Origin of the sequence: Micrococcus sp. UYEF5, from assembly GCF_040546065.1 — a bacterium.
GTDB classification, from domain to species: domain Bacteria; phylum Actinomycetota; class Actinomycetes; order Actinomycetales; family Micrococcaceae; genus Micrococcus; species Micrococcus luteus.
This window is the reverse complement of the sequence record NZ_JBEPNB010000009.1, coordinates 1-26,962: the sequence shown is the minus strand read 5'-3', so window position 1 is coordinate 26,962 and position 26,962 is coordinate 1. Positions and strand designations below refer to the sequence as shown.

Annotated in this window: 23 protein-coding genes and 1 pseudogene; 11 read left to right on the top strand and 13 right to left on the bottom strand. The window is 74.4% G+C overall.

Annotated features, from left to right (window positions below):
* Positions 1-16 precede the first annotated feature (16 nt).
* Positions 17-982: an HpcH/HpaI aldolase/citrate lyase family protein gene (locus tag ABIB16_RS09220; protein ID WP_354436220.1), complete on the bottom strand. Its 966-nt coding sequence runs from the start codon at positions 980-982 to the stop codon at positions 17-19.
* 344 nt (positions 983-1,326) lie between these two features.
* Here ABIB16_RS09220 and ABIB16_RS09215 point away from each other — a divergent pair, with 344 nt between their 5' ends.
* The 5 genes from ABIB16_RS09215 (at position 1,327) to ABIB16_RS09195 (ending at position 6,689) form a co-directional block, all read left to right on the top strand.
* Positions 1,327-2,607: a Glu/Leu/Phe/Val family dehydrogenase gene (locus tag ABIB16_RS09215; protein WP_044659845.1), complete on the top strand. Its 1,281-nt coding sequence runs from the start codon at positions 1,327-1,329 to the stop codon at positions 2,605-2,607.
* Positions 2,608-2,903: 296 nt separating this feature from the next.
* Positions 2,904-3,455 (top strand): YceI family protein, encoded by a 552-nt coding sequence (locus tag ABIB16_RS09210; protein ID WP_044659846.1) that lies wholly within the window; start codon positions 2,904-2,906, stop codon positions 3,453-3,455.
* Between the two features lie 72 nt (positions 3,456-3,527).
* Positions 3,528-4,253 (top strand): dienelactone hydrolase family protein, encoded by a 726-nt coding sequence (locus ABIB16_RS09205; RefSeq protein ID WP_061867203.1) that lies wholly within the window; start codon positions 3,528-3,530, stop codon positions 4,251-4,253.
* An 86-nt stretch (positions 4,254-4,339) separates the two neighbouring features.
* Positions 4,340-5,245 (top strand): hypothetical protein, encoded by a 906-nt coding sequence (locus tag ABIB16_RS09200; RefSeq protein ID WP_061867204.1) that lies wholly within the window; start codon positions 4,340-4,342, stop codon positions 5,243-5,245.
* Between the two features lie 52 nt (positions 5,246-5,297).
* The gene (locus ABIB16_RS09195) at positions 5,298-6,689 is read left to right on the top strand and encodes an aspartate aminotransferase family protein (RefSeq protein ID WP_061867205.1); all 1,392 of its coding nucleotides are present in this window, start codon (positions 5,298-5,300) and stop codon (positions 6,687-6,689) included.
* Between the two features lie 141 nt (positions 6,690-6,830).
* Here ABIB16_RS09195 and ABIB16_RS09190 read toward each other — a convergent pair whose 3' ends face one another.
* A complete protein-coding gene (locus ABIB16_RS09190) occupies positions 6,831-8,168 on the bottom strand; it encodes a uracil-xanthine permease family protein (RefSeq protein WP_061867206.1) in 1,338 nt (445 codons plus the stop codon).
* A 126-nt stretch (positions 8,169-8,294) separates the two neighbouring features.
* On the opposite strand from ABIB16_RS09190, the gene ABIB16_RS09185 reads away from it, so the two are divergent.
* The gene (locus ABIB16_RS09185; protein WP_010079702.1) at positions 8,295-9,215 is read left to right on the top strand and encodes a carbohydrate kinase family protein; all 921 of its coding nucleotides are present in this window, start codon (positions 8,295-8,297) and stop codon (positions 9,213-9,215) included.
* A gap of 103 nt (positions 9,216-9,318) precedes the next feature.
* Here the strand turns inward: ABIB16_RS09185 and ABIB16_RS09180 are convergent, their stop codons facing one another.
* Positions 9,319-10,395 (bottom strand): malate dehydrogenase, encoded by a 1,077-nt coding sequence (locus ABIB16_RS09180; RefSeq protein WP_061867207.1) that lies wholly within the window; start codon positions 10,393-10,395, stop codon positions 9,319-9,321.
* A gap of 73 nt (positions 10,396-10,468) precedes the next feature.
* Between ABIB16_RS09180 and ABIB16_RS09175 the strand changes: the two genes are divergently transcribed.
* Entirely contained in the window at positions 10,469-11,317 is an 849-nt protein-coding gene (locus tag ABIB16_RS09175) for an HAD family hydrolase (protein WP_061867208.1), read from the top strand.
* A gap of 22 nt (positions 11,318-11,339) precedes the next feature.
* Here the strand turns inward: ABIB16_RS09175 and ABIB16_RS09170 are convergent, their stop codons facing one another.
* The 6 genes from ABIB16_RS09170 to ABIB16_RS09145 all read right to left on the bottom strand — a co-directional run bounded on the left by ABIB16_RS09170 (position 11,340) and on the right by ABIB16_RS09145 (position 17,825).
* Positions 11,340-11,888: an NYN domain-containing protein gene (locus ABIB16_RS09170; protein ID WP_002858225.1), complete on the bottom strand. Its 549-nt coding sequence runs from the start codon at positions 11,886-11,888 to the stop codon at positions 11,340-11,342.
* 33 nt (positions 11,889-11,921) lie between these two features.
* Positions 11,922-13,013, bottom strand: coding sequence for an acetyltransferase domain-containing protein (locus tag ABIB16_RS09165; RefSeq protein ID WP_061867209.1), 1,092 nt, complete (start codon positions 13,011-13,013; stop codon positions 11,922-11,924).
* A 22-nt stretch (positions 13,014-13,035) separates the two neighbouring features.
* Positions 13,036-14,538 (bottom strand): amino acid permease, encoded by a 1,503-nt coding sequence (locus ABIB16_RS09160; RefSeq protein ID WP_061867210.1) that lies wholly within the window; start codon positions 14,536-14,538, stop codon positions 13,036-13,038.
* A gap of 100 nt (positions 14,539-14,638) precedes the next feature.
* Positions 14,639-15,712: a threonine aldolase family protein gene (locus tag ABIB16_RS09155; protein WP_354436219.1), complete on the bottom strand. Its 1,074-nt coding sequence runs from the start codon at positions 15,710-15,712 to the stop codon at positions 14,639-14,641.
* A 1-nt stretch (position 15,713) separates the two neighbouring features.
* Positions 15,714-16,391 carry an SDR family NAD(P)-dependent oxidoreductase gene (locus ABIB16_RS09150; RefSeq protein ID WP_061867212.1) on the bottom strand — a complete coding sequence of 226 codons (678 nt, stop codon included), beginning with the start codon at positions 16,389-16,391 and terminating at the stop codon, positions 15,714-15,716.
* Between the two features lie 3 nt (positions 16,392-16,394).
* Positions 16,395-17,825, bottom strand: coding sequence for a DUF6421 family protein (locus ABIB16_RS09145; RefSeq protein WP_354436218.1), 1,431 nt, complete (start codon positions 17,823-17,825; stop codon positions 16,395-16,397).
* Between the two features lie 124 nt (positions 17,826-17,949).
* Here ABIB16_RS09145 and ABIB16_RS09140 point away from each other — a divergent pair, with 124 nt between their 5' ends.
* Positions 17,950-18,408, top strand: coding sequence for an Lrp/AsnC family transcriptional regulator (locus ABIB16_RS09140; RefSeq protein ID WP_354436217.1), 459 nt, complete (start codon positions 17,950-17,952; stop codon positions 18,406-18,408).
* Between the two features lie 130 nt (positions 18,409-18,538).
* Positions 18,539-19,378: a glycerophosphodiester phosphodiesterase family protein gene (locus ABIB16_RS09135; RefSeq protein ID WP_210079130.1), complete on the top strand. Its 840-nt coding sequence runs from the start codon at positions 18,539-18,541 to the stop codon at positions 19,376-19,378.
* A 10-nt stretch (positions 19,379-19,388) separates the two neighbouring features.
* On the opposite strand, the gene ABIB16_RS09130 is transcribed toward ABIB16_RS09135, so the two are convergent.
* The 3 genes from ABIB16_RS09130 to ABIB16_RS09120 form a co-directional block, all read right to left on the bottom strand.
* Entirely contained in the window at positions 19,389-20,894 is a 1,506-nt protein-coding gene (locus ABIB16_RS09130) for an aldehyde dehydrogenase family protein (protein ID WP_354436216.1), read from the bottom strand.
* A gap of 207 nt (positions 20,895-21,101) precedes the next feature.
* On the bottom strand, positions 21,102-22,820 hold the full coding sequence (pgm, locus tag ABIB16_RS09125) for a phosphoglucomutase (alpha-D-glucose-1,6-bisphosphate-dependent) (RefSeq protein ID WP_354436215.1): 1,719 nt from the start codon (positions 22,818-22,820) through the stop codon (positions 21,102-21,104).
* A gap of 67 nt (positions 22,821-22,887) precedes the next feature.
* Positions 22,888-23,316 carry a Fur family transcriptional regulator gene (locus ABIB16_RS09120; RefSeq protein WP_002858246.1) on the bottom strand — a complete coding sequence of 143 codons (429 nt, stop codon included), beginning with the start codon at positions 23,314-23,316 and terminating at the stop codon, positions 22,888-22,890.
* A 161-nt stretch (positions 23,317-23,477) separates the two neighbouring features.
* Between ABIB16_RS09120 and ABIB16_RS09115 the strand changes: the two genes are divergently transcribed.
* Both ABIB16_RS09115 and ABIB16_RS09110 read left to right on the top strand, forming a co-directional pair.
* A complete protein-coding gene (locus tag ABIB16_RS09115; protein WP_354436214.1) occupies positions 23,478-24,596 on the top strand; it encodes an acyl-CoA dehydrogenase family protein in 1,119 nt (372 codons plus the stop codon).
* Positions 24,593-26,716: a PIG-L family deacetylase gene (locus ABIB16_RS09110; RefSeq protein WP_354436213.1), complete on the top strand. Its 2,124-nt coding sequence runs from the start codon at positions 24,593-24,595 to the stop codon at positions 26,714-26,716. The genes ABIB16_RS09115 and ABIB16_RS09110 overlap by 4 nt, the downstream gene beginning before the upstream one ends.
* A gap of 51 nt (positions 26,717-26,767) precedes the next feature.
* Here the strand turns inward: ABIB16_RS09110 and ABIB16_RS09105 are convergent.
* Positions 26,768-26,962: pseudogene (locus ABIB16_RS09105) on the bottom strand (IS5/IS1182 family transposase); the annotation flags it as partial.

Below are 26,962 nucleotides of genomic sequence, written 5' to 3'. Positions count from 1 at the left end.
GTGGGCGGCGGCCCGCTCAGTAGTGGTACGTGTCCGACGGCGCCGTGATCGCGTTGTCCTGGTCCGGGTACCGCGTGGAGTGCACCCCGAACGCGGTGGCCAGCCCGAGGATCTTCTCCGCACGCGCCTTGCGGGGCAGGTCGGAGCCGTTGCGGATCTCGCCGCCGTCGGCCTCGAAGTCCGCGAGGAACTCGTGGGCCCACGCCAGCTCCTCCTGGGACGGGCTGAGGCCCTCGTTCACGGCCGCGCACTGCTCCGGCGCGAGGCACAGCTTGCCGGTCATGCCGAACTCCGCGGTCACCGCCGTCGCCTCGGCGAGCTTCACGCCGGTGGAGCCCACGGTCGGCCCGTCGATCGCGCCCGGCAGCCCCGTGGCCCGCGCCGCGATCGTGAACTGGGACCGCGTGTACGCCAGCGCCAGCGGCGACTCGCCCAGGCCGGTGTCGCGGCGGAAGTCGCCGATCCCGAAGGCCAGCCGGAACGTGCCCTTCGCGGCGGCGATCGAGTCGATCCGCTGCAGCCCGCGCGCCGTCTCCACGAGCGCCACGACGGGCACCCCGGGCAGCCGTCGGGCGGTCTCGTTCACGTGGTCCGTGGACTCCACCATCGCCAGCACGACGCCGGCCAGGCCGCCCTCGGCGACCGGCCCGCCCAGGTGCGCGGGCAGGGCCGCGGCGAGCGCCTCGACGTCCTCCTCCCACCACCGCGAGCCGAAGCCGTTGAGCCGCACCCAGCCGGTGTGCCCGGAGGTCAGCCAGGAGACGGCGTCCGCGCGGGCCTGGTCCTTGTCCTTGGGGGCCACGGCGTCCTCGATGTCGAGGATGACGATGTCCGCGGCCGAGTCCTCGGCGGGCTGGAACCGTTCGGGCTGGGCGGCGTTGACCAGCAGCCAGGAGCGGGCGAGCTCCGGGTCGATGCGCTGGCCGGGCACGGGCTGGAACGCGGGGGAGGGGGTGATCGCGGCGGGCAGGGTCACGGTCATGAGGGGCTCCTTCACGGGGCTGGGGCGTCGGGCCGAGGTCGCGGGCGGGGTGCCTCGCGCGGCGGACGGCCGGGGGACGGACCAGGTGGGCCCTGAGCGAGCAGCGTCGGTTCGACGCCGAAGGGCGCCGCGGGTGTGCGGCGCGTCCACAGCACAGTACACGCCGCCGTGTCCGACGTCACCCGGGTGGGCGTGGATCTCGGCTCAGGAGGGGTGACGGGTGCGGGGGGAGCGCGTAGCGTTCATCGGGGTCCGGACGACGTCGGCCGCGCAATGGGGCGCGGCCCTCCGCGCGTCGGTCGGGCCGCGACACATCCCTGCCCACCGGACCACGAGGACGCTCAATGACGAGGATCCCCGCCGAGGACGAGGCCGTGACGGCCCCGTCCTCCCCGCTCGACAACGCCCTGGCCCAGCTCTCCGCCGCCGTGAAGACGCTCGGCTACGACGAGGGCCTGCACCAGATGCTCGCCGCCCCCCGCCGCGAGATGGCCGTCTCCATCCCCCTGCGCCGCGACGACGGCTCCACCGAGGTGCTCCGCGGCTACCGCGTGCAGCACAACTTCTCCCGCGGCCCGGCCAAGGGCGGCGTGCGCTTCAGCCTGGACGTGGACCTGGACGAGGTCCGCGCACTGGCCATGTGGATGACCTGGAAGTGCGCCCTGCTGGACGTGCCCTACGGCGGCGCCAAGGGCGGGGTGACCATCGACCCGCGCCAGTACTCGAAGGCCGAGCTCGAGCGCGTCACCCGTCGCTACACCTCCGAGATCCAGCCGATCATCGGCCCCGAGGTGGACATCCCCGCCCCGGACGTGGGCACGGACGAGCAGACCATGGCCTGGATGATGGACACCTACTCGGTGAACGTCGGCCACACCACGCTCGGCGTGGTCACCGGCAAGCCCGTCTCGCTCGGCGGCTCGCTGGGCCGCGCCTCCGCCACCTCGGCGGGCGTGGTCTACGTGGCGCTCGCCGCGCTCGAGCACCTCGGCATCGAGCCGTCGCGGGCGACGGCCGCGGTCCAGGGCTTCGGCAAGGTCGGCGCCGGCACGGTCGAGCTGCTCGAGGCGGCCGGAGTGAAGGTCGTGGCCGTGTCGGACCAGTACGGCGCCGTGCGCGACGACGAGGGCCTGCACTACGACGCCCTGCAGAGGCAGCTCTGGGACACCGGCTCCGTGAAGGACACCCCCGGCACCGCGCCCATGGACGCGGACGAGCTGCTCGAGATGGACGTGGACCTCGTGGTCCCGGCCGCCGTGCAGTCCGTGCTGACCGAGGAGAACGCCCCGCGCGTGCGCGCCCGGCTGGTCGTGGAGGGCGCCAACGGCCCCACCACGGGCGAGGCCGACCGCATCCTCGAGGAGAAGGGCGTCCTGGTCGTCCCGGACATCCTGGCCAACGCCGGCGGCGTGATCGTCTCCTACTTCGAGTGGGTCCAGGCGAACCAGGCCTACTGGTGGAGCCGCGAGGAGGTGGACGAGCGCCTGAAGCGGCGCATGGTCGCCGCATGGAAGGCGGTGCTGGCCACCTCCGAGAGCCGCCGCGTGAGCCTGCGCGAGGCCGCCACCCTGACCGCTGTCCAGCGCGTGGCCGAGGCCCACCGCACCCGCGGCCTCTACCCGTGACGGGGGGCGGCCCCGCCGCCTGACCCCGTCCGGCCGCCCGAGCGCGGCCCCGCTGCCCGACCGCGGGCCGACGGCCCGGAACCCCGGAGGTTCCGGGCCGTCGTCGTGGGCGGACGCGGCCTGATGTGCCCCCGGACCGTGACCTCCGTCTCTATTTCGAATTTTGACGATCAAGCGTGGACGGCCTGCCCGGATGATGTTTGAATTTGAAACAAGTTCGGAGGCCCAGGAGCCATCGCCGCCGCGGCGGCCCACCCCGGACACACCAGACAGACCCGCTTCAGAAGGAGCACCCCATGAACGCCATCACCACCGGAACCTGGAATCTCGACGCCGCCCACTCGGACGTCGACTTCGTCGTCCGCCACGCGGGCATCTCCAAGGTGCGCGGCACCTTCCACGCCGTGGAGGGCCAGCTCGTCATCGCCGAGCAGTTCGCCCAGTCCTCCGTGGACGTGACCGTCGACGTCGCCTCCATCAGCACCAAGAACGAGGGCCGCGACGGCCACCTGCGCTCCGCCGATTTCTTCGACGTGGAGCAGTTCCCCACCATGACCTTCCGCTCCACCGAGGTCCGCGGCGAGCCCGAGGAGTTCACCCTGGTCGGGGAGCTGACGCTGCACGGCGTCACCCGGACCGTGGAGCTTGAGGCCGAGTTCGGCGGCCAGGACAAGGATCCCTTCGGCGCGACCCGCGTGGGCTTCGAGGCCACCGGCGAGATCTCCCGCAAGGACTTCGGTCTGACCTGGAACGCCGCCACCGAGGCCGGCGGCGTCCTGGTCTCGGACAAGGTGAAGCTCGAGATCGGCGCCGCCTTCGTGCTGTCCGAGGCCGACGCCCAGGCCTGAGCCTGAGTCGACCTCGCGCGTCGAGACCGGGTCCCTCGATGAGGGGCCCGGTCTCCTCATAGGGTGGGGCCCATGATGGCTTCGAAGACCCCGCACCAGAACGTCACGTTCGACCTGCCCACCAAGGACGCCGGCCAGGACGGCGACCGGACGGGCCACGGCTACCTCGCGCTGCCCGCCTCCGGGAAGGGCCCCGGCGTGATCGTGATCCAGGAGTGGTGGGGCCTGGTGGACCACATCAAGGATGTGTGCGACCGCCTCGCCGACCTCGGCTTCGTCGCGCTCGCCCCCGACCTCTACGGAGGCTGGATCGCCCACGACGGCGACGAGGCCGGCGAGATGATGCAGAACCTGCCCGCCGAGGAGGGGGCCCGCCAGCTGGCCGGCGCCGTCGACTGGCTGCTCGCCCGGGACGAGGTGACCTCGCAGACCGTGGGCGCGATCGGCTTCTGCATGGGCGGCGGCTTCGTGCTCGCCCTCGCGGCCCAGCAGGGCGACAAGGTCTCCGCCGCCGTGCCCTTCTACGGCGTGGGCCAGGGCGTGCCCGGCGACTTCTCCGGCGTCACCGCCGCCGTCCAGGGCCACTACGCCGAGCAGGACGACTCCTTCCCCGTCGAGGACGCGCGGGAGCAGGAGCAGCAGATCCGTGAGGAGTCCGGGGCCGACGTCGAGTACTTCTACTACGACGCCCCGCACGCCTTCCACAACGACGAGAACCCCCAGGGCAACTACCGGCCCGAGGCCGCGGCCCTCGCCTGGGACCGCGCCGTCTCCTTCCTGAAGGAGAAGGTCCGCTGAGCGGCTCCCGTGGCGGCCGGGGCGGGAAGTCCCGCGCGAGCAGGGGCGGCCCCGCCCGGTCCACCCGCTCCGGCGGCGGGCGCGGCGTGGCCAAGGGCGTGAAGCCTGCGGGCCGCGCCGGGGGCGAGGGCCGGCGTCGTCCCGCGCCCGCGCCACCGGCCGACCTGCCCGTCCCGCCCGAGACCCTCTTCCTGGCCACCATCCCCGGGGCCACGCCGTCCACGTGGGTGGAGCGGTTCACCACGCGCCAGCGCACGGTGCAGCTCGTCAACCACGACGACGCGGCCCAGCTGGCCCACCTCGCCCACGACGCCGCCGGTCAGCCCCGCCACTTCCTGCCGCAGCTGGGCTACGTGCGGCGCCGACGCGACGTGCCCGTCGAGGAGTTCCTGCGCGCCGGCGGCGTCGACCCGCGGCACGTGCACCTCGTGGGCGTCTACTCCGAGCTGCCGGTGGTGTGCGTGGGCAGGGACCACCTGCTCGCCGCGTGGGACGTGGACGCGGACGGCCCGGTGCCGCCCGCCGAGCTCGACCCGGACGAGGAGCTGGATCCCGCCCGCTTCGCCCCGGCCCCCAGCCCGGAGCCGATGGACGCCGCCGAGCTGCCCGGCGCGGGCGAGCGGATGGCCCTGGAGATCGCCGCGTCCGGCGCCGGCCACGTCGTGCTGCCGATGTCCGTGGCCCGCATGTTCGGCCGCAAGGACGTGATCGTGCTGCCGCTGGCCTCCACCCTCGACGACACCGTGGGCCTGTCCCGCGCCGACCGCGAGGCCGCCGCCACGCGGTCCGCGCTCGCGGACGAGCAGGCGCGGGCCGAGGCGGAGGCGGGCGCCGCCGTCGTCGACGGGGCGGATCCCGCGGGCCACGGCGACGACGACGCCCGCCACCCCGGCTGGGACGTCGCCCTGGCCTGGCTCAAGGCGGCCGACTCGGAGCTCGTGCAGGCGTTCGTGGGGGTGGCGCGCGGGCGGCGGGGCGCCAGCTCGCGCTGAGGGCGGGCGCGCCTATGCTCGGAATGACCCGCATCACACTCAAGGAGGGCGCATGTCCGAGCATCAGCAGCACGTCGGCCGCCGGGACCCCCGGATCAGCGACGAGGCCATCGAGCGGGGCCGCCGCGCCCACGAGCTCGACCGCGCGCACGTGTTCCACTCGTGGAGCGCGCAGCGCGACCTGAATCCCATGACCATCCTCGATGCCGAGGGGTCGTGGGTGTGGGACGGCGAGGGTCGGCCCATGGTCGACTTCAGCGGGCAGCTCGTCTTCACGAACGTCGGCCACCGCCATCCGAAGATCGTGGCCGCGATCCGCGAGCAGGCCGAGACGCTGGCCACCGTGGCCCCGCAGCACGTCAACGACGCCCGGTCCGAGGCGGCCCGGCTGATCACGGAGCGGCTGCCGGAGTCCATCAACCACGTGTTCTTCACGAACGCGGGCGCAGAGGCCAACGAGCACGCGGTGCGGATGGCACGCCTGCACACGGGCCGGCACAAGGTGCTCTCCGCGTACCTCTCGTACCACGGCGCCACGCGCCTGACGGCGAACCTGACCGGCTCCCTGCGGCGCGTGGGCTCGGACTCGGCGTCCGACGGCGTCGTGCACTTCCAGCCCGCGTACACGTACCGCTCCGCGTTCGGCTCGGAGAGCGACGAGCAGGAGGCCGAGCGCGCGCTGGCCCACCTGCGCGACGTGATCGAACTCGAGGGCCCCTCCACCGTGGCCGCCGTGATCCTCGAGGCCGTCCCCGGCACCGCGGGCATCTTCCTGCCGCCGCCCGGCTACATGGCCGGCGTCAAGGAGCTGTGCCGCGAGCACGGGATCCTGCTGATCATCGACGAGGTCATGGTCGGCTTCGGCCGCGTGGGCGAGTGGTTCGGCCACCAGCTCACGGGCGTCACCCCGGACATCGTCACGTTCGCCAAGGGGGTCAACTCCGGGTACGTGCCGCTGGGCGGCGTCGCCATGAGCGACGACGTCTACGAGAGCTTCGCGACCACGCCCTACCCCGGCGGCCTGACCTACTCGGGCCACCCCCTCGCGTGCGCGGCCGCCGTCGCCGCGATCACCGCGATGGAGGAGGAGGGCATGGTCGCCCACGCGAAGCGCATCGGCGAGGAGGTCATCGGGCCGCGCCTGGCCGAGATCGCCGCGGCCCACCCGAGCGTGGGCGACGTGCGCGGCGCCGGCGCGTTCTGGGCCGTCGAGCTGGTGAAGGACCGGCAGACCCGGGAGCGGCTGGCCCCGCTCGGTCAGGTCGCGCCCGTGATGGGGCGGATGATGGCCGAGGCCAAGGACCGCGGGCTGTTGCTGTTCATGGCCGAGAACCGGTTCCACCTGTGCCCGCCGCTGAACATCTCGGACGAGGACCTGCGCTTCGGCCTCGACGTGCTCGACCAGGTCCTCGCCCTCGCCGACGAGGAGGTCGCGGCCGGCTGACGGGACCCGCCCCCCAGCCCCGCCCGGCCCCGCGCAGCCGACCCCCCGCGTTTTCGAACGTGAAAGGGGGGTTCTGAGCGCTTTCGGTCGTGGGATCGGCCCTACCTCACGACCGAAAGTGCGCGTGGCGCGGGATCGGGGTCAGCCGAGCCGGCCGGCCTCCGAGGCCTCGAACTGCTCCTCGTCCTCGGGCACCGGCTCGGTGCCGCGGGCGCGGGCGATCGTCGTCATGAGGTGGTACACCACCAGGGCGGCGACCGTGCCGAGCGTGATGCCGCCGAACACGAGTCCGCCGACCACGAGCTGGGGGTCGGCGATCGCGATGATCAGGCCCGCACCCGCCGTCATGAGGTTCACGGTGTTGGAGAAGTCCACGCGGTTCTGCACCCAGATGCGCACGCCCATCATGCCGATCATCCCGTAGAGGATGATGCCCGCGCCGCCGGCCACCCCGGCCGGGATGGTGGCGACGGCGGCCCCGAACTTCGGCAGGAACGCGAGGGCGATCGCGGTCAGGCCGGCCACCCAGTACGCCGCCGTCGAGTAGACGCGCGAGCTGGCCATCACGCCGATGTTCTCCGCATACGTGGTGGTGCCGACGCCGCCGCCCGCGCCGGAGAGCATGGTCGACAGGCCGTCCGCGATCAGGGCACGGCCGGTGAGCGGGTCCAGGTCGCGCTTGGTCATCAGCCCGACGGTCCTGACATGGCCGATGTTCTCCGCGACCAGCACGAGCACGACGGGCAGGAACAGGGGCAGCAGGTCCCAGCGCAGCTCCGGGCCGTGGAAGGGCGGCAGCCCGATCCAGGCGGCCTCCCCGACGGCGGCGAAGTCCACCTGGCCCTGCGCGAGGGCCAGCACGTAGCCCACCACGATGCCCACGAGGATGGACAGGCGGCCCAGGAGCCCCCGGAACGTCACGGCCGTGAGCACCACCGCCAGGGCCGTGCCGAACGTGGTGACCGGCACCTCCTGCATGGCCGTCGTCGTGGCGCCGGCGAGGTTGAGGCCGATCAGGGCCACGATCGTGCCCATCACCGCCGGCGGCATGAGCGCGTGGATCCAGCCGGTGCCGGCGCGGTGCACGATCACGCCGATCACCGTGAGCAGCAGGCCCGTCACGAGGATGCCGCCGAGCGCGGCCCCCGTGCCGCCGATCGTGGCGGCGGCCGTCAGCGGTGCGATGAACGCGAACGAGCTGCCCAGGTACGAGGGCAGGCGGTTGCCCGTGATGACCAGGAAGAGCAGGGTGCCGAGGCCGGAGAAGAGCAGCGCCGTCGTCGCGGGCATGCCGGTCAGGGCGGGCACGAGCACGGTGGCACCGAACATGGCCATCACGTGCTGCACGCCGATGCCCACGGTCCGCGGCCAGCTCAGCCGCTCGTCCGGGGCGACGACGGTGCCCGGGGTGATGGTGCGGCCGTCGCCGTGGAGGCGCCAGCCGGGGCCGCGCGAGGGCCGGGTGGGGGTGGGGGACATGGCCGCCTGCCGAGGGGTCGGGGATGGGGGTGTCGGGCGTTTCTCGGGGGCCTGGAAGCCTGAGCACAGCCCCGGTTCCGCGCCGGTGATTAGGGTACCGTGGGGCGCGTGGCTCAGTACTGTGGTGTGATCGGAGAGGCGCTCGTCGACGTCGTGGTCTCGGACACCGCGACCCCCCGCGTGCACGTCGGGGGCAGCCCCCTGAACGTGGCCGTGGGCCTGAGTCGGCTGGAGCGGCCCGTCCTGTTCGCCGGCCGCCTCGGCCGCGATGCGCACGGGGACATGATCGCCTCGCATCTGCGGGAGAACGGCGTGCGCTGCCTGCTCGAGCCGGATGCCGCCGCCACCTCCGTGGCCACCGCCCGCCTGGACCCCACGGGCGCCGCCAGCTATGAGTTCGAGCTGGACTGGACGCTGCCGCCCGCCGCCGCGCTCGCCCGGGACTTCGACGACGCCGCCGGCGGCCCGCTGCACCACATGCATGCCGGCTCCATCGCCACCATGCTCGCCCCCGGCGACGCCGAGGTGATGGCCCTGCTCGAGCGGATCTCCGCGGTCACGACCATCAGCTACGACCCCAACGTGCGGCCCACGATCGTGCCGGACCGGGCGTTCGCCCGCGCCCGCGCGGAGGAGTCCGTGCGGCTGGCGGACGTGGTGCACGCCTCGGACGAGGACATCGCGTGGCTGTACCCGGACCGCCCGCTGCGCGAGTCGCTGCAGGCGTGGCAGCAGATGGGCCCGGCGTTCGTGGTGATGACCCGCGGCGCCGAGGACATCGTGGCCGTCACCGCGCACGGCGTGGTGGAGCGCCCGATCGTGCCCGTGGACGTCGCGGACACCGTGGGCGCCGGTGACTCGTTCACCGCCGCCCTGCTCGCCGCCCTCGACGACCGCTCCCTGCTCGGCGCCGCGAACCGCGGCCGCCTGCACGCGATGGACCCGGCCGACGTCGAGTCGGTGCTGATCTACGCCTCCCGCGCGTCGGCGATCACGGCTTCCCGCCCGGGGGCGGACCCGCCCACGCGGGCCGAGCTGGCGGACTGATCCCACGCCCGCCCGTCCCCGCACGAATCTGTTGCGCATCCGACCCTTCCGGCGGGCGGGGACGCCCCCAGAAGGGTCAGAGACGCAGAAGATCCCGGTCGCCTCAGAGCAGGCCCAGCCCTCGCACGGCGTCGCGCTCGGCCTCCAGCTCGGCGACGGTCGCAGCCAGCCGCCCGCCCTCACCCGGCAGCACGGACTCGTCCGGCTCCAGCCCCGGCACGATCCGCCACGCGGTGCCGCCGTCGGACGTCACGGGGAACGAGCTGATCAGCCCCTCCGGCACCCCGTAGGAGCCGTCCGAGACCACCGCGGCCGACGTCCGGCGCGGCGCCCCGTCCGCGTCCGCACCGGTGCCGAGGGTCCAGTCGCGCATGTGGTCGATCGCCGCGGATGCCGCCGACGCCGCCGAACTCGCCCCGCGCACCTCGATGATCTCCGCGCCCCGCTTCGCCACGCGCGGCACGAACTCCTCGCCCGCCCACGCCGGATCCACCACCTCGAGCGCCGGCCGCCACGTCCCGTCCACCCGCACGCGGGCGTGGGTGAGGTCCGGGAACTGGGTCGCGGAGTGGTTGCCCCAGATCGTCACACCGGCCACGTCCGTCACCGCGACGCCGGCCCGCGCCGCCAGCTGCGCCACGGCCCGGTTGTGGTCCAGCCGGGTCAGCGCCGTGAAGCGCTCGGCCGGCACGTCCGGGGCGTGGGCGGCGGCGATCAGCGCGTTGGTGTTGGCCGGGTTCCCGACGACGACGACCCGCACGTCCTCCGCCGCGTGGTCGTTGATCGCCCGGCCCTGAGGGCCGAAGATCCCCCCGTTCGCCTCGAGCAGGTCGCCCCGCTCCATGCCCTTCGTGCGCGGCCGCGCGCCGACGAGCAGCGCGTGCTGGACCCCGTCGAAGGCGCGGGCCGGGTCGTCCGTGACCTCCACGTCGGCCAGCAGCGGGAAGGCCGCGTCGGCGAGCTCCATGGCGGTGCCCTCCGCGGCGCCCAGGGCGGCCGGGATCTCGAGCAGGCGCAGCCGGACCGGGGTGTCCGGGCCGAGCATCCCGCCGGCGGCGATGCGGAAGAGCAGCGCGTAGCCGATGTTGCCGGCGGCGCCGGTGACGGTGACCGTGCGGGGCGTCGTCGACGCGGGGTCCGGGGCGGTGTCCTGTGCGGTGGTCTGCTGTGCGGTGTCCACGCCCCCATCGTGCCCCCGCTCGCCCGCGGAGGACACCCCGGCCCGCCGCACGGCCCCGGCCTAGACTGGGCGCATGCCCGCCCTGCCCCTGCCCTCGCGCCGTCCGCGGATGATCGCGACGGACCTGGACGGCACCATCATCGGGTACCGGCACACGCGGTCGGGGCGCCTGAGCCCGCGCACCATCACGGCGCTGCGGGACGCCCACGACGCCGGCGTCGAGGTGGTGTTCGTGACCGGCCGTCCCCTCCGCTGGCTCGGCCCGCTGAGCGCGCAGCTCGGCCCCGTCGGACCGGTGATCTGCTCCAACGGCGCCGTCCTCGTGGACACCGCCACGGACGACGTCCTGATCGCCCACCCCATGCCCGTCGAGGCCGTGTGGACCGCCACGGACCGGCTGCGCGCCCTGGACCGCACCGTGTCCTTCGGCGCCGAGACCCTCGAGGGCTTCTTCTGGGAGCACGCGTTCTCCGAGCGCGCCGAGTTCCGGGCCGAGGTCCACGCGGCGGCCACGCTCGAGGCCGCGCTGCCGGGTCGGCTGGGCGTGGTGAAGCTGCTGGCCCGCTCGGACACCCTGGCCCCGGACGCCTTCCTCGCCGCGGCCCGCGCCGAGCTGGACGAGCTCGTGAGCGCCACGCACTCCGCGCCCGGCATCGCGCTCGTGGAGATGTCCGCCCCGGGCGTGCACAAGGCCGCGACCCTCGCCGAGTTCGCCGCGAGCCGGGGGGTCGCGCCGGTCGACGTCGTCGCGTTCGGGGACATGCCCAACGACCTGGAGATGCTCCAGTGGGCCGGTCTCGGCCTGGCCGTGGCCTCGGGCCATCCGTCGCTGCTGGCCGCGGCGGACGGCGTGGTCGGGGCGTGCGACGACGACGGGGTGGCCGCCACCGTCGAACGCCTGCTGGAGCTGCCCACGGACTGAGCCGCGGGCCACCCCCGGCGGGTCAGAGGAACTCGTACGGGTCGAACGCCTCGACGTCGATCACGCGCAGGCGCGGCAGGGACGAGTCGAACGCGCCCACCGCGTGCTCCAGGTCGAAGAACTCGACCCCGGGGATGCGGCGCAGCTCGTGGGAGAGGAACTCCTCGAAGCCCATGATCCCGGTGCGTCGGCCCGGCGTGGCCGCGAGGTCGGTGAGCTGGGGGGCGAAGTCGGCGTCGTGGCTGACGAGGACGACGTCGTCCTCCCGGCCCAGCAGCGCCTCCGCGGTGCGCTGGATGCCGATGTCCACGACCTTGCCCTCGCCCCGCAGCATGATCGGCTGGAAGCCGAGGGCGGTGAGCGCCTGGACGAACGGGATGGGGATCTCACCGTCGATGGCGAGGAAGAACAGGCCCTTGACCGGCTGGTCCCAGCGGTCCTCGAGGTAGCCGAGCAGGCGCTTCCAGCGTGGCCGCTCGTCGGGCTGGGGGCGCCGCTGCAGGATGGACGTGCCGAGGGTGGCGTCGATGTTCTCGCCGTCGATCAGCAGGTAGGTGGTTCGCTCGCTCACGCTCTCGAGGCTACCCGCTGGGGTGGACGTCGGTCAGCGCGCGCGGTCGAACGGGGCCGTCAGCAGGCGGACGACGCCCTCCAGCGGCCCCGCGCGGAACGGGCCGATACGCACGACGGCCCGCCACAGCAGCGGCAGCAGCAGCGCGCCGGCCACCAGCACGGCCAGGTTGAACCACGTGTCGTCCGTGCCCGTGGCGCTGCGCCACGGCCCGGGTCCGAGCCCCCGCACCCAGCCGAGGTACCACAGGTGCGCCACGTACACGGACAGCGTCATCGCGCCGGGCACGGCCAGCAGCCCGGCCCACCGCGGCGCCAGGGCCGCGCACCCGCCGAGCACGATCAGCACGAGGCCCGTGTCCAGCAGGGCCTCCGCCGGGGTCGCCGTGTAGGGCACGGGGGCGGCGCCGGTCCGTGTCCGGGACAGGGCGAGCACGACGCCGGCCAGCGCGATCCCCCCGGCCGCCCAGGCGAGTCCCGTGAGCCGTGCGCTCCGGGCCGGGGCCGCCGTCGTCGTGCCGTGGACGGTGGCGACCAGCACCGCCCCCAGCAGCGCCCACGCGAGGAACAGGGGGAGGCGGTACGGGCCGTCCGTGAGGAACGCGGAGACCCACGGGGTCAGCGTCGCGCGGCTCAGCCCGAGCGCCTGCGCGGCGGGGACGAGCCGGTCGACGACGTCGGCCGTCGGTGTGGCGGCGAGCAGGAGGCCGCCTCCGCCGGCCAGGACGGCGAGCACGAGGTGCGCGGCGAGGGGGAGGGCGGCCAGCAGTGCCATGAGCACCGTGAGCACAGCCAGGTGCGCCAGCACGTTCACGACGGCCGCCCCGAAGAGCCCGGTCAGCCACGCCGCCCCGCACAGGGCGGCCGCCCGCACAAGCGCGCGGGGCACGGCCCGGCCACGGCCCAGCCACTCCGCCTCGAGGCGCGCGCCCACGCCCACGAGCGCCGCGAACAGGGGCGCGGTGAGGTGCTCGGAGAGGTGGAGCACCCCACCCGGGCCGCCGGCGGGCGCCGTGTGGGCGACCATCATCGCGACCAGGGCCAGGCCGCGCGCGACGTCCACCCAGACCAGGCGGCCCCGGGCGGTGTGGGTGGCGGCGGGAGCGTGGGAGGAGGGGGCGGGCACGGCGACCTCCGAGGTGGGGGACTCAGTCCAGGACGCGGGTGAGGTCGGCGTCCTCGTAGCGGACCGGCTTCGAGCCGGTGACGAGCTTGTGGCCGAGCCACAGCGCGAGGAACAGGGGCAGGCCGATGTACGCGCTGGCCACGGCCACGAGGTCCACGTCGCCCATGAACGCCTGGTAGTTCTGGCCGAGGATCACGACGGCGCACATGACCAGCGCGACGATCGGGCCCAGGGGGAACAGGAAGGCGCGGTAGGGCAGGTCCTTCGGGTCGTGGCCCTGCGCGACGTAGGCCCGCCGGAACCGGTAGTGGCTCCAGGCGATGCCCATCCACACGATGAACCCGGCCAGGCCCGAGGCGGAGACGAGCCACACGTAGGCGGCGCCGTCCCCGATGAACGTGGTCAGGAAGCACGCCGCGCCCACCGCGGTGGTGGCGTAGAGGGCGTTCATGGGCACGCCGCGCCGGTTCACCTTCGCCAGGAAGCGCGGGGCCTTGCCGGAGTCGGCCAGGGCCCAGAGCATGCGGGTGGAGGCGTACAGGCCCGAGTTGCCCGCGGAGAGGATGGCCGTGAGGATCACGGCGTTCATCACGGAGGCGGCGGCGAGCACGCCCGCGTTCTCGAAGACGAGCGTGAACGGGGAGATCGAGATGTCCTCGACGTCGCTGCCCAGCAGGTGGGGGCTGGTGTAGGGGATGAGGAAGCCGACGACGGTGATCGCGCCGACGTAGAAGAGCAGGATGCGCACGAACACGGTGCGGATCGCCTTGGGCACGTTCTTCTCCGGGTCCTCGGCCTCGCCCGCGGCCACGCCGACCAGCTCGGTGCCCTGGAAGGAGAAGCCGGCCACCATGAAGATCGCCAGGATGCCGGCGCCGCCGCCCACGAAGGGGGCCTCGCCGTCCGTCCAGTTGTGGAAGCCGGGGGAGGAGCCGCCGAGGATGCCGACGATCATCAGGACGCCGAGCACCAGGAAGATCACCACCGTGGCGACCTTGATGAGCGAGAACCAGAACTCGCTCTCGCCGTAGGCGCGCGTGGAGAGGGCGTTGAGGCCGAAGAGCAGCGCGAGGAAGATCGCGGACCAGATCCACGAGGGCACGTCCGGGAGCCAGTACCGCATGATCAGGGCCGCCGCGACGAGCTCGGCGGCCACCGTGATCGCCCAGTTGTACCAGTAGTTCCAGCCGATGGCGAAGCCGAACGAGGGGCTCACGAAGCGGGTCGAGTACTCCTCGAACGCGCCGGAGACCGGCAGGTACGTGGACATCTCGCCGAGCGACTGCATCAGCAGGAACACCATGAAGCCGATGGCCACATAGGCCACGAGGGCGCCACCGGGGCCGGCGGTCGCGATGGTGTTGCCCGAGGCCACGAACAGGCCCGTGCCGATGGCGCCGCCCATCGCGATCATCGTCAGGTGCCGGGACTTGAGGGTGCGTTGCAGGGAGCCGCCCTCATGGGTGGCGTGGGCGGCGGAGGCGCGCGGCGTCGACGGGGACGTCCGGGGTGCGCTGGTGTCCACGGTGGCCTTTCGGTGGAGGAGCGGTCGGACGCGCGTCGAAGGCCGCGGCGTCCCACCCTGCTGCACGGTGGTAGAAGGGTATCCCGGCCGGGCGCGTCCGTCAGGCGGCGGGGACGAGTTCGGCGCGCAGCGCCGCCGTGAACGCGTCCACGTCCTCCTCGGTCGTGTCGAAGCCGCACACCCAGCGCACCTCGCGGCGCGCCGCGTCCCAGTCGTAGAACCGGAAGCGGGCGCGCAGCCGGTCGGCCACGCCCTCGGGCAGGACGGCGAACACGGCGTTGGCGTCCGTGGCCTGCGTGAACTCGACGCCGGCCAGCGAGCCGTCGGCGACCCCCGCCTCGATGCCGGCGCGCAGCCGGGCGGCCATGGCGTTGGCGTGGCGGGCGGAGCGCAGGTACAGGTCGCCGTCGAACAGGGCGAGCAGCTGCGCCGAGATGAAGCGCATCTTCGAGGCCAGCTGCATCTGGTTCTTGCGCAGGTACACGAGGCCGTCCGCGGCGTCCGGGTCGAGCACGACGACGGCCTCGGCCAGCAGCGCCCCGTTCTTGGTGCCGCCGAGGGAGAGCACGTCCACGCCGACGTCGGTGGTGAAGGCGCGCAGCGGCAGGCCCAGGGAGGCCGCGGCATTGGCGATGCGGGCGCCGTCCATGTAGACGCGCATCCCGTGCTCGTGGGCGTAGTCCGTGATGGCCTTGACCTCGTCCGGGGTGTAGACCGTGCCGAGCTCGGTGGACTGGGTGAGGTAGACGACCAGGGGCTGGGCGCGGTGCTCGTCACCCCAGCCCCAGGCCTCGGCGGCGATCAGCTCGGGGGTGAGCTTGCCGTCGTCGGTGGCCACGGGCAGCAGCTTGATGCCGGCGGACTTCTCGGGCGCGCCGCCCTCGTCCACGTGGATGTGCGCGGTGTCCGCGCAGATCACCGCGCCCCAGCGGGGCAGCATGGCCTGGAGCCCGACGACGTTCGCCCCGGTGCCGTTGAACATCGGCCACACGGTGGCGTCCTCGCCGAAGTGCTGGGCCACGACCTCCTGGAGGCGGGCCGTGTACACGTCCTCGCCGTAGGCGACCTGGTGGCCCCCGTTGGCCTCGGCGATCGCCGCGAGCACCTCCGGGTGGACGCCGGAGTAGTTGTCCGAGGCGAAGCCCCGCTCCTGCGGATCGTGGATCCTCTGCATGTCAGTCCGTTCCCTTCTCCTGGAGCGTGAGGACGGCGTCGTTCAGCGCGCCCGCCTCAGCCTCCCACAGTCGCGTGTACTCCTCGGCCAGCCGTGCCTCGAGCCCGGCGAGGGAGGTCACGCGGAACACGACGGCCGCCGAGCGCAGCGGGGTCCCCGCGTCCCGGGCGGCCTTGGCCCAGCCCTGCGCCACCGCGCGGGTCCATGCCTCGCTCGCCGCCTTCACCGCGGCGTAGTTCGCACCGCCGGCGAGCGGCCGGGTCACCGCCGTGGACGAGACGATCGCGAGGCGACCGGCGGACGAGGCCCGCAGGTCGTCGTCGAGGGCCCGGCTCACGTGCCGCAGCGCCGTGAACGAGGCCTCGAGGGCGCGGTAGTCCTCCTCGGTCTGGCCGGCGAGGCCCCCGCCGCCGCGCCAGCCGCCCACCAGGTGGAGCAGGCCGTCGATCCGGGTGCCGCGGGCGTGCAGGTCCTCGACGAGGCCGCGGACGGCGGTCTCGTCCGTGAGGTCCAGGGCCGCGGTCTCGGCGCCGAGTTCGGCGAGGGGGGCGAGCTTCGCGGCGTCGCGCCCGGTCGCGACGACGTGCGCGCCGGCGTCGAGGAGGGTGCGGGCGGCGGCCCGGCCCGAGGCGCTCGTGGCGCCCGCGATCAGGACGGCGCGGTCGGTCAGGGCGGCCACGGGTCAGGCGTCCGTGCCGCGGATCCCGGCGGTGGACTCGATGACGCCGCGCATCTTCTTCTCGAGGGCCTCGAAGAACATGGACAGCGGGAACTCGTCGTCGAGCACGAGGTCGGTGTAGCCCTTGGGTGGGCCGGCGAGCACCTCGCGCGGCAGGCCCTGCGCCCACACGGAGGCCGGGTGCGGGGTGACCACGGAGGCGACGAGCTCGTAGGCCTGGAGCCAGTGCACGGTCTTGGGGCGGTCGATGGACTCCCAGTAGAGCGTGTCGATGGCGTCGCCCAGCTCGACGACGGCGTCGGCGAGCCGGTCCCAGTCCACGCTGAGCTCGACGTCGCGCCACTGGATCACGTCCTTGCGGTGCAGCCAGGCGAAGAGCAGCTGGCCGCCGAGGCCGTCGTAGTTGCGGACGCGGGAGCCGGTGAGGGCGAAGCGGAAGACCCGGTCGAAGAGGACGGCGTGCTGCACGAGCCCGGCGTGGCGGCGGGTCTGCTCCTCGAGCGCGGTGAGCTGCTCGCCGGCGGCGGCGCGCGCCGTGAGGCGGCGCTCGATCGCCACGCACTCGCGGAAGGCGGTCATGTCGCAGCGCATCTCCTCGAGCGTGTAGAGGAAGAAGGGCATGCGCTGCTTGATCATGAACGGGTCGAAGGGCAGGTCGCCGCGCATGTGCGTGCGGTCGTGGATGAGGTCCCACATCACGAAGGTGCCCTCGGCGAGCTCCTGGCTGGAGAGCAGTTCGGCGAGCTCGGCCGGGAGCTCGAGCTGGGTGACCTCGGCGGCGGCGGTGACGACCCGACGGAAGCGGGCGGCCTCGCGGTCCTGGAAGATGGCGCCCCACGTGAAGGTGGGGATCTCGCGCATGGCCACGGTCTCGGGGAAGAGCACCGCCGAGTTCGTGTCGTAGCCGGGGGTGAAGTCGATCAGGCGCAGGGAGACGAAGAGGCGGTTGCCATAGTCGCCGGCCTCGAGCTCGGCGATGAACTCGGGCCAGATGGTCTCGACGATCAGGGCCTCCACGTGCCGGTCGGGGGAGCCGTTCTGCGTGTACATCGGGAAGACCATGAGGTGCCGGACGCCGTCGACGCGGTGCTCCTGCGGCTGGAAGGCGACGAGGGAGTCCAGGAAGTCGGGCTCGGCGAAGCCGCCGTCGGCCCAGCGGGCGAAGTCGCGGGGCAGGGCGGCGAGGTAGGCGGCGTCGTGCGGGAAGAGCGGGGCGAGCTCCTCGACGGCGGCGACGATGGTCTCCACGTGCTCGCGCGCGGCGGCGTGGTCCGCGGGGTCCGGGATGGAGCCGTCCTTGACCTGCAGGGGCTGCAGGGCGGTGGCGGCGGCCTTGAGGCGGAGCCAGGCCGGGTGGGTCTCGACGGTGCGCGCGTCGGCCGGGGTCTCCGGGACGACGACGTCGGTCCGGGCGGGCTGCAGAGTGGTGGACATGGAACCCCTCCTGAGGTCGAATCGCCGGAAAATATCCGGTGACGCGGATCACTTGCCGGAAGGGTTCCATGCGGGCACGGGGCTGTCAACCCGGCGGCCGGGGCCGGCTGATAGCGTGCGGCGCATGGACGACCCTGTCGACGCGCGGCTCGCGGCCGCCGTCTCCCATGACCCGCGCGCCACGCTCGCCCAGCTCTCCGAGCGGGTCGGCCTCTCGACCTCCGCCGTGCAGGCGCGCCTGCGTCGGCTCGAGAGCACGGGCGTGATCACGGGCTACCGCGCGCTGCTCGACCCCGAGGCCGTGGGCAAGCCGCTCTCCGCGTTCATCGAGATCAGCCCGCTGGACCCGCGCCAGCCCGACGACGCCCCCGAGCTCCTCGAGTCCATCGCGGCGATCGAGGCGTGCCACTCCGTGGCCGGCGACGCCGCGTACATGCTCTTCGTCCGCGTCGGCTCCCCGCGGGAGCTCGAGGCGCTGGTGACGGAGATCCGCCAGACGGCGTCGGTGTCCACCCGGACCACCGTGGTGCTGCAGACCTTCTACGAGCACCGCCCCATGCTGGAGCTGCCGGCGGAGGACTGAGGGCGGGCGCTTCGGCCCCTCCTGTCACGCGAGAGGTCGGAATGAGGGCCGATCTGACGTTCATTCCGACCTCTCGCGTTCCCGGCTGCGGCAGTGAGTACCCCACCGCCCGTCCCGCTACGGTGATCCCGTGCGTCCGACCTCGCCCCGTCCCGCCCCCGCCTACCTCAGCGACTCCGTCCCCGCCCGTCGCGGCCACCCGCTGGGGTTCGCCCACCGGGGCGCCGCCGTCGACCGGGAGAACTCCCTGGCCGCGTTCGTGGACGCCCACGCCGCCGGGTTCACCTACCTCGAACTGGACGTGCGCACCACCGCGGACGGCGAGCTCATCGTGTTCCACGACGAGACCCTGGACCGCGTCAGCACGGGCCGCGGCCGGCTGCGCGACCACACGTGGGAGCGGCTGGCGGACGTCACGGTCGGCGGGGAGCCGCTGCTGCGCTTCACCGAGCTGCTCACGGCGCTCCCCGAGGCGCGCCTCAACGTGGACCTCAAGGACCGCGCGTCGGCCCCGGCCCTGGCCCGGATCCTCGCCGAGCACGGCGCCTGGGACCGCGTGCTCGTCGCCTCGTTCCACGACTCGCGGCGCCGCCTCTTCCGACGCGCCCTCGCCCGCCTCGGCCACCCCGAGCGGGCGTACGGGCCGGAGCGGGTGGCGACGTCGGGCGGGGCGGCCGCCATCGCGGCGCTCGTGACGCTGGGTCCGCTGGGACTGACCCGCTGGCTGCGCCGGTACGCCCTCGACGTCGACTGCGTGCAGGTGCCCGTCCGGCACGGCCGCGTGCCCGTGGCCACCGCCGACTTCGTGCGCCGCTGCCACGCGGCGGGCCTGCCGGTGCACGTGTGGGTCGTGGACGAGTCCGCGGAGATCGAGCGCCTGCTCGACCTCGGTGTCGACGGGATCATGACCGACCGTGCCGACGTCCTCGCCGAGGTCTACGACCGCCGCGGCTTCTGGCCGCAGCGCTGACCCCCACCCCTCAGAGCATCTTCGGCAGCAGCGCCCGCTTCATCCGCCCGTACGGCGGGTACGCGGTCTTGAGCGTGTCCACCTGGTCCGACTTCGTGATGGACGGGCGCAGGTGGGAGAACGTCTCGAACCCGTGGATGCCGTGGTACGCGCCCATCCCGGACGCGCCGATCCCGCCGAACGGCAGCGTCGCGATGCCGGCGTGCAGCAGGCCGACGTCGTAGCCGAGGCCGCCGGCCTGCACCTGGTCGTCGAAGGCCCGGTGATAGCTCGGCCGGTCCGTGAACAGGTACGCGGCCAGCGGGTGCGGGCGCTCCGCGATGAAGTCCAGGGCGTCCTGGAAGGTGTCCACGGTCAGCACGGGCAGGATCGGGCCGAACAGCTCCTCCTGCATGAGCGCGCCGTCCGGCGTGACGCCCGTCACCACGGTCGGCGCCATGTACCGCCCCGCCACATCCACGTCGCCGCCGACGAGCAGCTCGGCGCCGGCGTCGAGGTCCGCCTGGAGCATCGCCCGCAGCCGCTCCGCGTGCTCGGCGGAGATGAGCCGGCCGTAGTCCCTCGACGCGCGGGGGTCGTCGCCGTAGAACTCGCGCAGGGCTGCGGGGAGCTCGGCGGTCACCTGGCGCAGCGCGGCCTCGCCGACGGCCAGCACGTAGTCCGGGGCCACGCACGTCTGGCCCGCGTTGGTGAACTTCGCCCACGCGATGCGGCGGGCCATCGCGCCCGTGTTCCGCGACGGCGTCACCACCGCCGGCGACTTGCCGCCCAGCTCGAGCGTCACGGGGGAGAGGGTCTTCGCCGCCGCCTCGTAGACGATCCGGCCCACGCGCTCCCCGCCGGTGTAGAGGATGTGGTCCCACGGCTCCGCCAGCAGCGCGGTGTTGCACTCCTTGCCGCCCGCCACCACGGAGACCAGCGCGGAGTCCAGGTACTGCGGCACCAGCTCCTGCAGCGCCGCCGCCGTGGCCGGGGCCTTCTCCGACGGGCTGAGCACCACCGTGTTGCCGGCCGCCAGCGCGCCCACGACCGGGGCGAGCGCGAGCTGCACCGGGTAGTTCCACGCGCCGATGACCAGCACGAGACCCTTGGGCCGCGGCCGGACCTCCGCGCTCGCGGGCCGCAGGGCCAGCGGCAGCTTCACGGGCCGCGGCTCCATCCAGTCGGTCAGGTGCAGCAGCGCGTGGTCCACCTCGGAGCGCACCGAGACGATCTCCGTGATCAGCGCCTCGGTGGCCGGCTTGCCCAGGTCCGTGCCGAGCGCCGCGACGAACCGGTCCGCGTGCTCGGTCAGCATCCGCTTCAGGCCCTTGAGCTGGCGCACCCGCACCGCGCGCGGGTGGGCGGCGCGGGAGCGGGCGGCGGCGCGCAGCCGCTCGACGGCGGCCCGCGGCTCCTCGGGTCGGGGCCCGGCCGGTGCGATCGGCAGGGCCTCGGTGGGCAACGGCTCGCGGACGGGATCGTCGGCGGGGGTGTCGGGGGAGTCCGTGGTCGAACCGGGGGGCTGCGTGCTCATGCCGGCCACGCTACCGAGCGGCCCTGTGCGGCGGCAGGGCGGGGCGCCGTCGTCGTCCTCCGGCCGCTGGTGCCGCCCCGACGGGCGCCACGGCGTTTCCGTTCGGGAAACGGCGCACGCGCCCCGCCATTTCCCGAACGAAAGCGGTGCGACACGCCGCCGTTTCCCGAACGAAAGCGGACGGGGGGAGGGGAGATGGGGCGGGGGTCAGCCGATGACCGCGTCCACCAGCCGCTGCGCCTCCGCCTGCACCTGCGTCAGGTGCTCGGGGCCGCGGAAGGACTCCGCGTAGATCTTGTAGACGTCCTCGGTGCCGGAGGGCCGCGCCGCGAACCACGCGTGCTGCGTGACCACCTTGAGCCCGCCGATCGGGGCGTCGTTGCCCGGGGCGTTGGTCAGCGTCGCGAGGATGGTCTCGCCGGCCAGCTCGGTCACGGAGACGTCGTCGGGGGAGAGGGTCTTCAGCTTCGCCTTCTGCTCGGCGGTCGCGGGGGCGTCGATGCGCGCGTACGCCGGGTCGCCGTGCAGGGCCACGAGGTCGCGGTACCGCTCGGACGGGGACTGGCCCGTCACGGCGATGATCTCCGCAGCCAGCAGGCACAGCAGCAGCCCATCCTTGTCCGTGGACCACGGGCTGCCGTCGAACTGCACGAAGGACGCGCCCGCGGACTCCTCGCCACCGAACACACCGGTGCCCGTCAGCAGGCCCGGCACGAACCACTTGAAGCCCACCGGCACCTCCACGAGCTCGCGGCCCAGGTCCCCGGCCACGCGGTCGATCATCGAGGAGCTCACCAGGGTCTTGCCCACGCCCGCGCTCTGGGGCCACCGCTCGCGGTGGCGATACAGGTAGTCGATGGCCACGGCGAGGTAGTGGTTCGGGTTCATCAGCCCGCCGTCGGGGGTGACGATCCCGTGCCGGTCCGCGTCGGCGTCGTTGCCGGTGGCGACGTCGAAGGGCGCCTGCCCGTCCGCGTCCGGGGTCATCCGCTCGATCAGCGAGGCCATCGCGTTCGGCGACGAGCAGTCCATGCGGATCTTGCCGTCCCAGTCCAGGGTCATGAACCCGAACCGCGGGTCCACCTCCGGGTTCACCACGGTCAGATCCAGCCCGTGGCGGTCGGCGATCTCGCCCCAGTACGCCACGGACGCCCCGCCCATGGGGTCGGCGCCGATGCGCACGCCCGCCTCGCGGATCGCCTCCACGTCGATCACCTGCGGCAGATCGGACACGTACCGGTCCAGGAAGTCGAAGCTGCCCAGCTTCGCGTGGCCGGCGACGTCGGCGTCCGCCACCCGGTGCACGCCCGCCAGCCCGCCGGCGAGCAGCTCGTTGGCGCGGTCGGCGATCCACGTGGTCGCCTCGGTGTCCGCGGGGCCGCCGTGGGGCGGGTTGTACTTGAAGCCGCCGTCCGCGGGCGGGTTGTGCGAGGGGGTGATCACGAGGCCGTCCACGAGGCCGGCGTTGTCCCCGTCCACCGCGAAGCCCGACGGCGACAGCTCGCGCCCGGCGTTCAGGTGCAGGATCGCGTGGGACACGGCGGGGGTGGGCGTGTAGCCGCCGCGGGAGTCGACGAGCACCTCGACGTCGTTGCCGAGCAGCACCTCGACGGCGGTGTCCTGCGCGGGCCCGGACAGGGCGTGCGTGTCCTTGCCGACGAGGACCGGCCCCGTGATCCCGTGGTGCGCGCGGTACTCGACCACGGCCTGCGTGATGGCGGCGATGTGGTCGTCGTTGAACGAGGTCGTGAACGCGGAGCCGCGGTGGCCGGAGGTGCCGAACACGACCTTCTGCGTCGGGTCCGTCACGTCCGGGTGACCGGTGCGGTACGCCTCCAGGAGGGCGTCGACGTCGATGAGGTCCTGCGGCAGGGCGGGGGTGCCGGGACGCTCGGCGGCGGGCAGGGCGGCGGTGTTCTCGGTCATGTGCCACACCTTGGCACGGGCGGGCGGACGGGGGAAGACGCGCGGCCCAGCGGGACGACGGCGGCGGTCACTCCCGGCAGCCGGCGCACAGCCCCCAGTAGTAGACCTCGGCCTCGTCGACCGCGAAGCCGTGGTCCTCGGGGGCGTCGAGGCACGGGGCGGAGCCGGTGCGGCACGGCACGTCCACGACCGTGCCGCAGCCGCGGCACACGAGGTGGTGATGGTTGTCGCCCGTGCAGATCTCGTAGCGGGCCGGGGAGCCGGCGGGCTGCAGGGAGCGCACGAGCCCGGCCTCGGTGAGCGCGTGGAGGCAGTCGTAGACGGCCTGGTGCGAGGTGCCGGGCAGGGCCCGACGCACGGCGGCCAGCACGGTGGACGCGTCCGCGTGGGGGTGGTCGGCGAGGGCGGTCAGCACCGCCAGGCGGGGCCGGGTCACGCGCAGGCCGACGCCGCGCAGCAGCGTGCGCTCGTCCTCGTCCCGCGTCGTGGTCTCCATGCCAGTCGATCCCATCCGGTTCTCTGGAACATGTCAAGAAAGAGCGGGCCGCTTCGCCCCCGGCGCACCGGCCATTCCCCGCCGTGCCCGTGCTGACTACGGTGAATCCTCGACCCCGGGGCGCACCGGCCCGGGCGCCACTGACGAGGAGGTCCCCACCCATGGCCCAACCCGAGCCCGTCCGCCTCGTCCCGGGCGGAGCCGTGGACCGCCCGGCCGAGCAGGCCCTCCTCGCGGCCGCCGCGGCCTGCGACGGCGACGTCGACGCGATGGTCGAGCTGCTCCGCGCGGCGTCCGGCGCCGGGTCCGACGAAGACGCCGCCCCGCTCGACCTGCCGCTGACCGGCGCGGGGCGCACCCGGGAGCAGTGGGAGCTGCTCGCCTCCGTCGCCGCGCAGGACCTCTCGGCCGCCCGCGTGCTCGAGCCCCATCTGGACGCGCTCTCGATCCTGTCCCAGGCCGGCGTCCCCGCCCCGGCCGGGCTGCTCGGCGTCTACGCCTCCGAGTCCGGCGGCCGCACCCCCGCCCTGCGCCCCGTCCCGGATGGCCCCGACACCGCCTGGCTGCTCGACGGGGAGAAGCCGTGGTGCTCGCTCGCCGACCGGTGCGCGGCCGCCGTCGTGACCGGCCGGGAGGCGGACGGCACCCGCCGCGCCCTGCTCGTGGACCTGTCCCACCCCGGCGTCGCCGAGACCGACTCGGCCTGGCCCGCGCTCGGCCTCGCCCCGATCCGCACGGTGGGCCTGGCCTTCGACGCCGTCCCCGGCAGCGCCGTCGGCGGCGCCGAGTGGTACCTGCGCCGGCCCGGCTTCGCATGGGGCGGCATCGGCGTGGCGGCGGTGTGGTTCGGCGGCGCCGTCGGCATCGCCCGCACCCTGCGGAACGCCACCGCCGCCCGCGCGACCGCCGAGGCCGAGGGCCGCGGCCCGGGCCCGGACCAGATCGGCCAGGCCGCGCTCGGCCGCGTCGACCGGCTGCTCCATGCGATGGCCGCCCTGCTCGCCCGTGCCGCCGACGACGTGGACGCCGGCCGCCTGGACCACGGCCGCGGCATGGTCGAGGCCGACCGGATCCGCGGCACCGTGGCGCAGCTGTGCACCGAGGTGATGGACGTCGTCGGGCAGGCCACCGGCCCCGGCCCGCTTACCGGCAGCGCCGCGCACGCCCGCGCCGTCGCCGACCTGCAGGTCTACCTGCGCCAGCACCACGGACACCGCGACGACGCCCGGCTGGGCGCCGCGCTCCTGACCGGCGAGACCGACGGCGGCTGGACGTGGTGAGCTTCTCCCACACCGACGACGGCACGTCCGAGGCGGCCTGGGCCGAGGGCGGCGTCGGCGAGCTGCCGGAGCTGCGTCTGCCCGTCTGGGACGCGGAGACGCTGCTGCTCGTGGCCGTGGCCCACCCGGACGACGAGACCCTCGCCGCCACCGGCCTGATCCGCTCCGCCCTGCGCGGCGGGGCACGCGTGCACGTGCTGGTCGCCACCGCCGGCGAGGCCTCCCACCCGCACTCGCCCACGCACACGCCCGAGGACCTGGTCCGGCTGCGTCGGGACGAGATGGAGCACGCCCTCGACGCCCTCGCCGCCGGCCTGCCCGCCTCCGCAGGCCCCGGCTCCCCGGCGCGGGACCGGCTGACCTGGGCGTCCCTGGCCCTGCCCGACTCCGGCGTGGCCGAGCACGAGGACGCCGTGCGCGACGCCGTCGCCGCGGCCCTCGACGCCCACCCCGGCCCCGCCGTGCTCGCCTCCCACGACCCGGGCGACGGCCACGCGGACCACGAGGCCGTGGGCCGGGCCGTCGGCGCGGTCGCGGGCGAGTGCGACCTGCCGCTCTACGCCTTCCCCATCTGGTTCTGGCACTGGGCCGACCCGGCCGACCTGCCTGCCCGCCGCTACCGACGGCTGCCGCTCACCGACGACGACCGTGCCGCCCGCCGTGCCGCCCTCGACGCGCACGCCTCCCAGGTCCGGCCCCTCTCCGCCGCGCCCGGCGACGAGGCGATCCTGGGCCCCGCCGTGCTCGCCCACCACGAGCGCCCGTTCGAGGCCCACCGCGTCTCCGGCCCCGACGACGCCGACGCCCACCGGGCCGCCGCCGTCTTCGACCGGCTCTACCGGGCCCAGGAGGACCCGTGGCGCTACCTCAGCTCGTCGTACGAGGCCCGCAAGCGGGCGCTCACCCTCGCCGCCCTGCCCCGGCCCCGCTACGGGACCGTGGTGGAGGCGGGCGCGTCCATCGGCGTGCTCACCGCAGCCGTGGCCGCGCGCGCGGACCGCGTGGTCGGCCTCGAGGCGTCCCCCACCGCCGTCGAGCGCGCCGCCGCCCGGCTGGCCGGCGCGCCGCACGCCGAGGTGCGCCGTGCCGTGCTGCCCGCGGACTGGCCGGCCGACGTCGCCGGCGCGGACCTCGTGATCGCCTCCGAGATCGGCTACTTCCTGCAGCCCGAGGAGCTCGACGCGCTGATCGACGATGCCGACGCCGCGCTCGCCCCCGGCGGCGAGCTGCTGCTGTGCCACTGGCGCCACCCCATCGAGGGCTGGCCGCTGGACGGCGACGCCGTGCACGCGCGCGTCGCCGCCGACCCGCGCTGGCGGCCGCGCACCGAGCTCGTGGAGGACGACTTCCGGCTCAGCCTCCACGTGCGGGCCGCCGCCGCGACCCACGCCGTCGTCGTGGTGCCCGCCAAGGACGAGCAGGAGCGGCTGCCGGCCGCGCTCGCGGCCCTCGCCGCCGCCCTGGACCGCTGGGAGGAGCACCACGCGCAGGGCACGGCCGCGGTCGTGGTCGCCGCGGACCGCTGCGACGACGCCACGGTGGCCGCCGCCCTCGAGGCCCGCGCCGCCGACCCGCGCATCCACGTCCTCGAACTGGGGGAGCCGACCGCCGGGCAGGCCGGCGTCGGGCGGGCCCGCCTCGAGGGCGCCCGCCGGGCCCGCGCGCTGTTCCCCGACGTGCCCGCCGAGCGCCTCTGGCTCGCCTCCACCGACGCGGACAGCCGCGTCCCCGCCGACTGGCTGCTGGCGCAGACCGTGGCCGCCGGCCGCGACGAGGCGCTCGTGCTGGGCACGGTGGACGTGCGCCAGGGGCCGCTGCGGCAGGCCTGGCTCCGCGGCTACCGGCACGAGGAGGGGCACGCGCACGTGCACGGGGCGAACTTGGGGCTGCCGTGGTCGCTCTACGAGGCCGTGGGCGGATTCCCGCCGGTGGCCGAGCACGAGGACGTCGGCCTGGCCGAGGCCGTGCGGGCCCTGGCGGGGGAGCGCGACGGTGGTGAGGGCCGCCGGGTGCGCGTGATCGCCACCGACACCACCCGCGTGCTCACCTCGTCCCGCCTGGAGGGGCGGACCCCCGGCGGGTTCTCCGGGTACCTCAAGGCGGTGGGCCGGCCCGGGTGAGGCCGGCCGGGGAGCAGGGGTGCGGGGCCGGGCCGGGTCCGGGGGCACCGCCTAGGGCATGTCTGACAATCGTTTTGACCATGCGAGCACAGCATTCAGGACCACAGCGGCCCAGTAGATGATCGCGTACTTGTCATACCGGGTCGCCAGGCCCCGCCACTGCTTCAGGTGCGCGTACTGGCGCTCGATGACGTTGCGGCCCTTGTAGGCGTCCGCGTCGAGGCTGACGGGGCGCCCGCCGCGGGC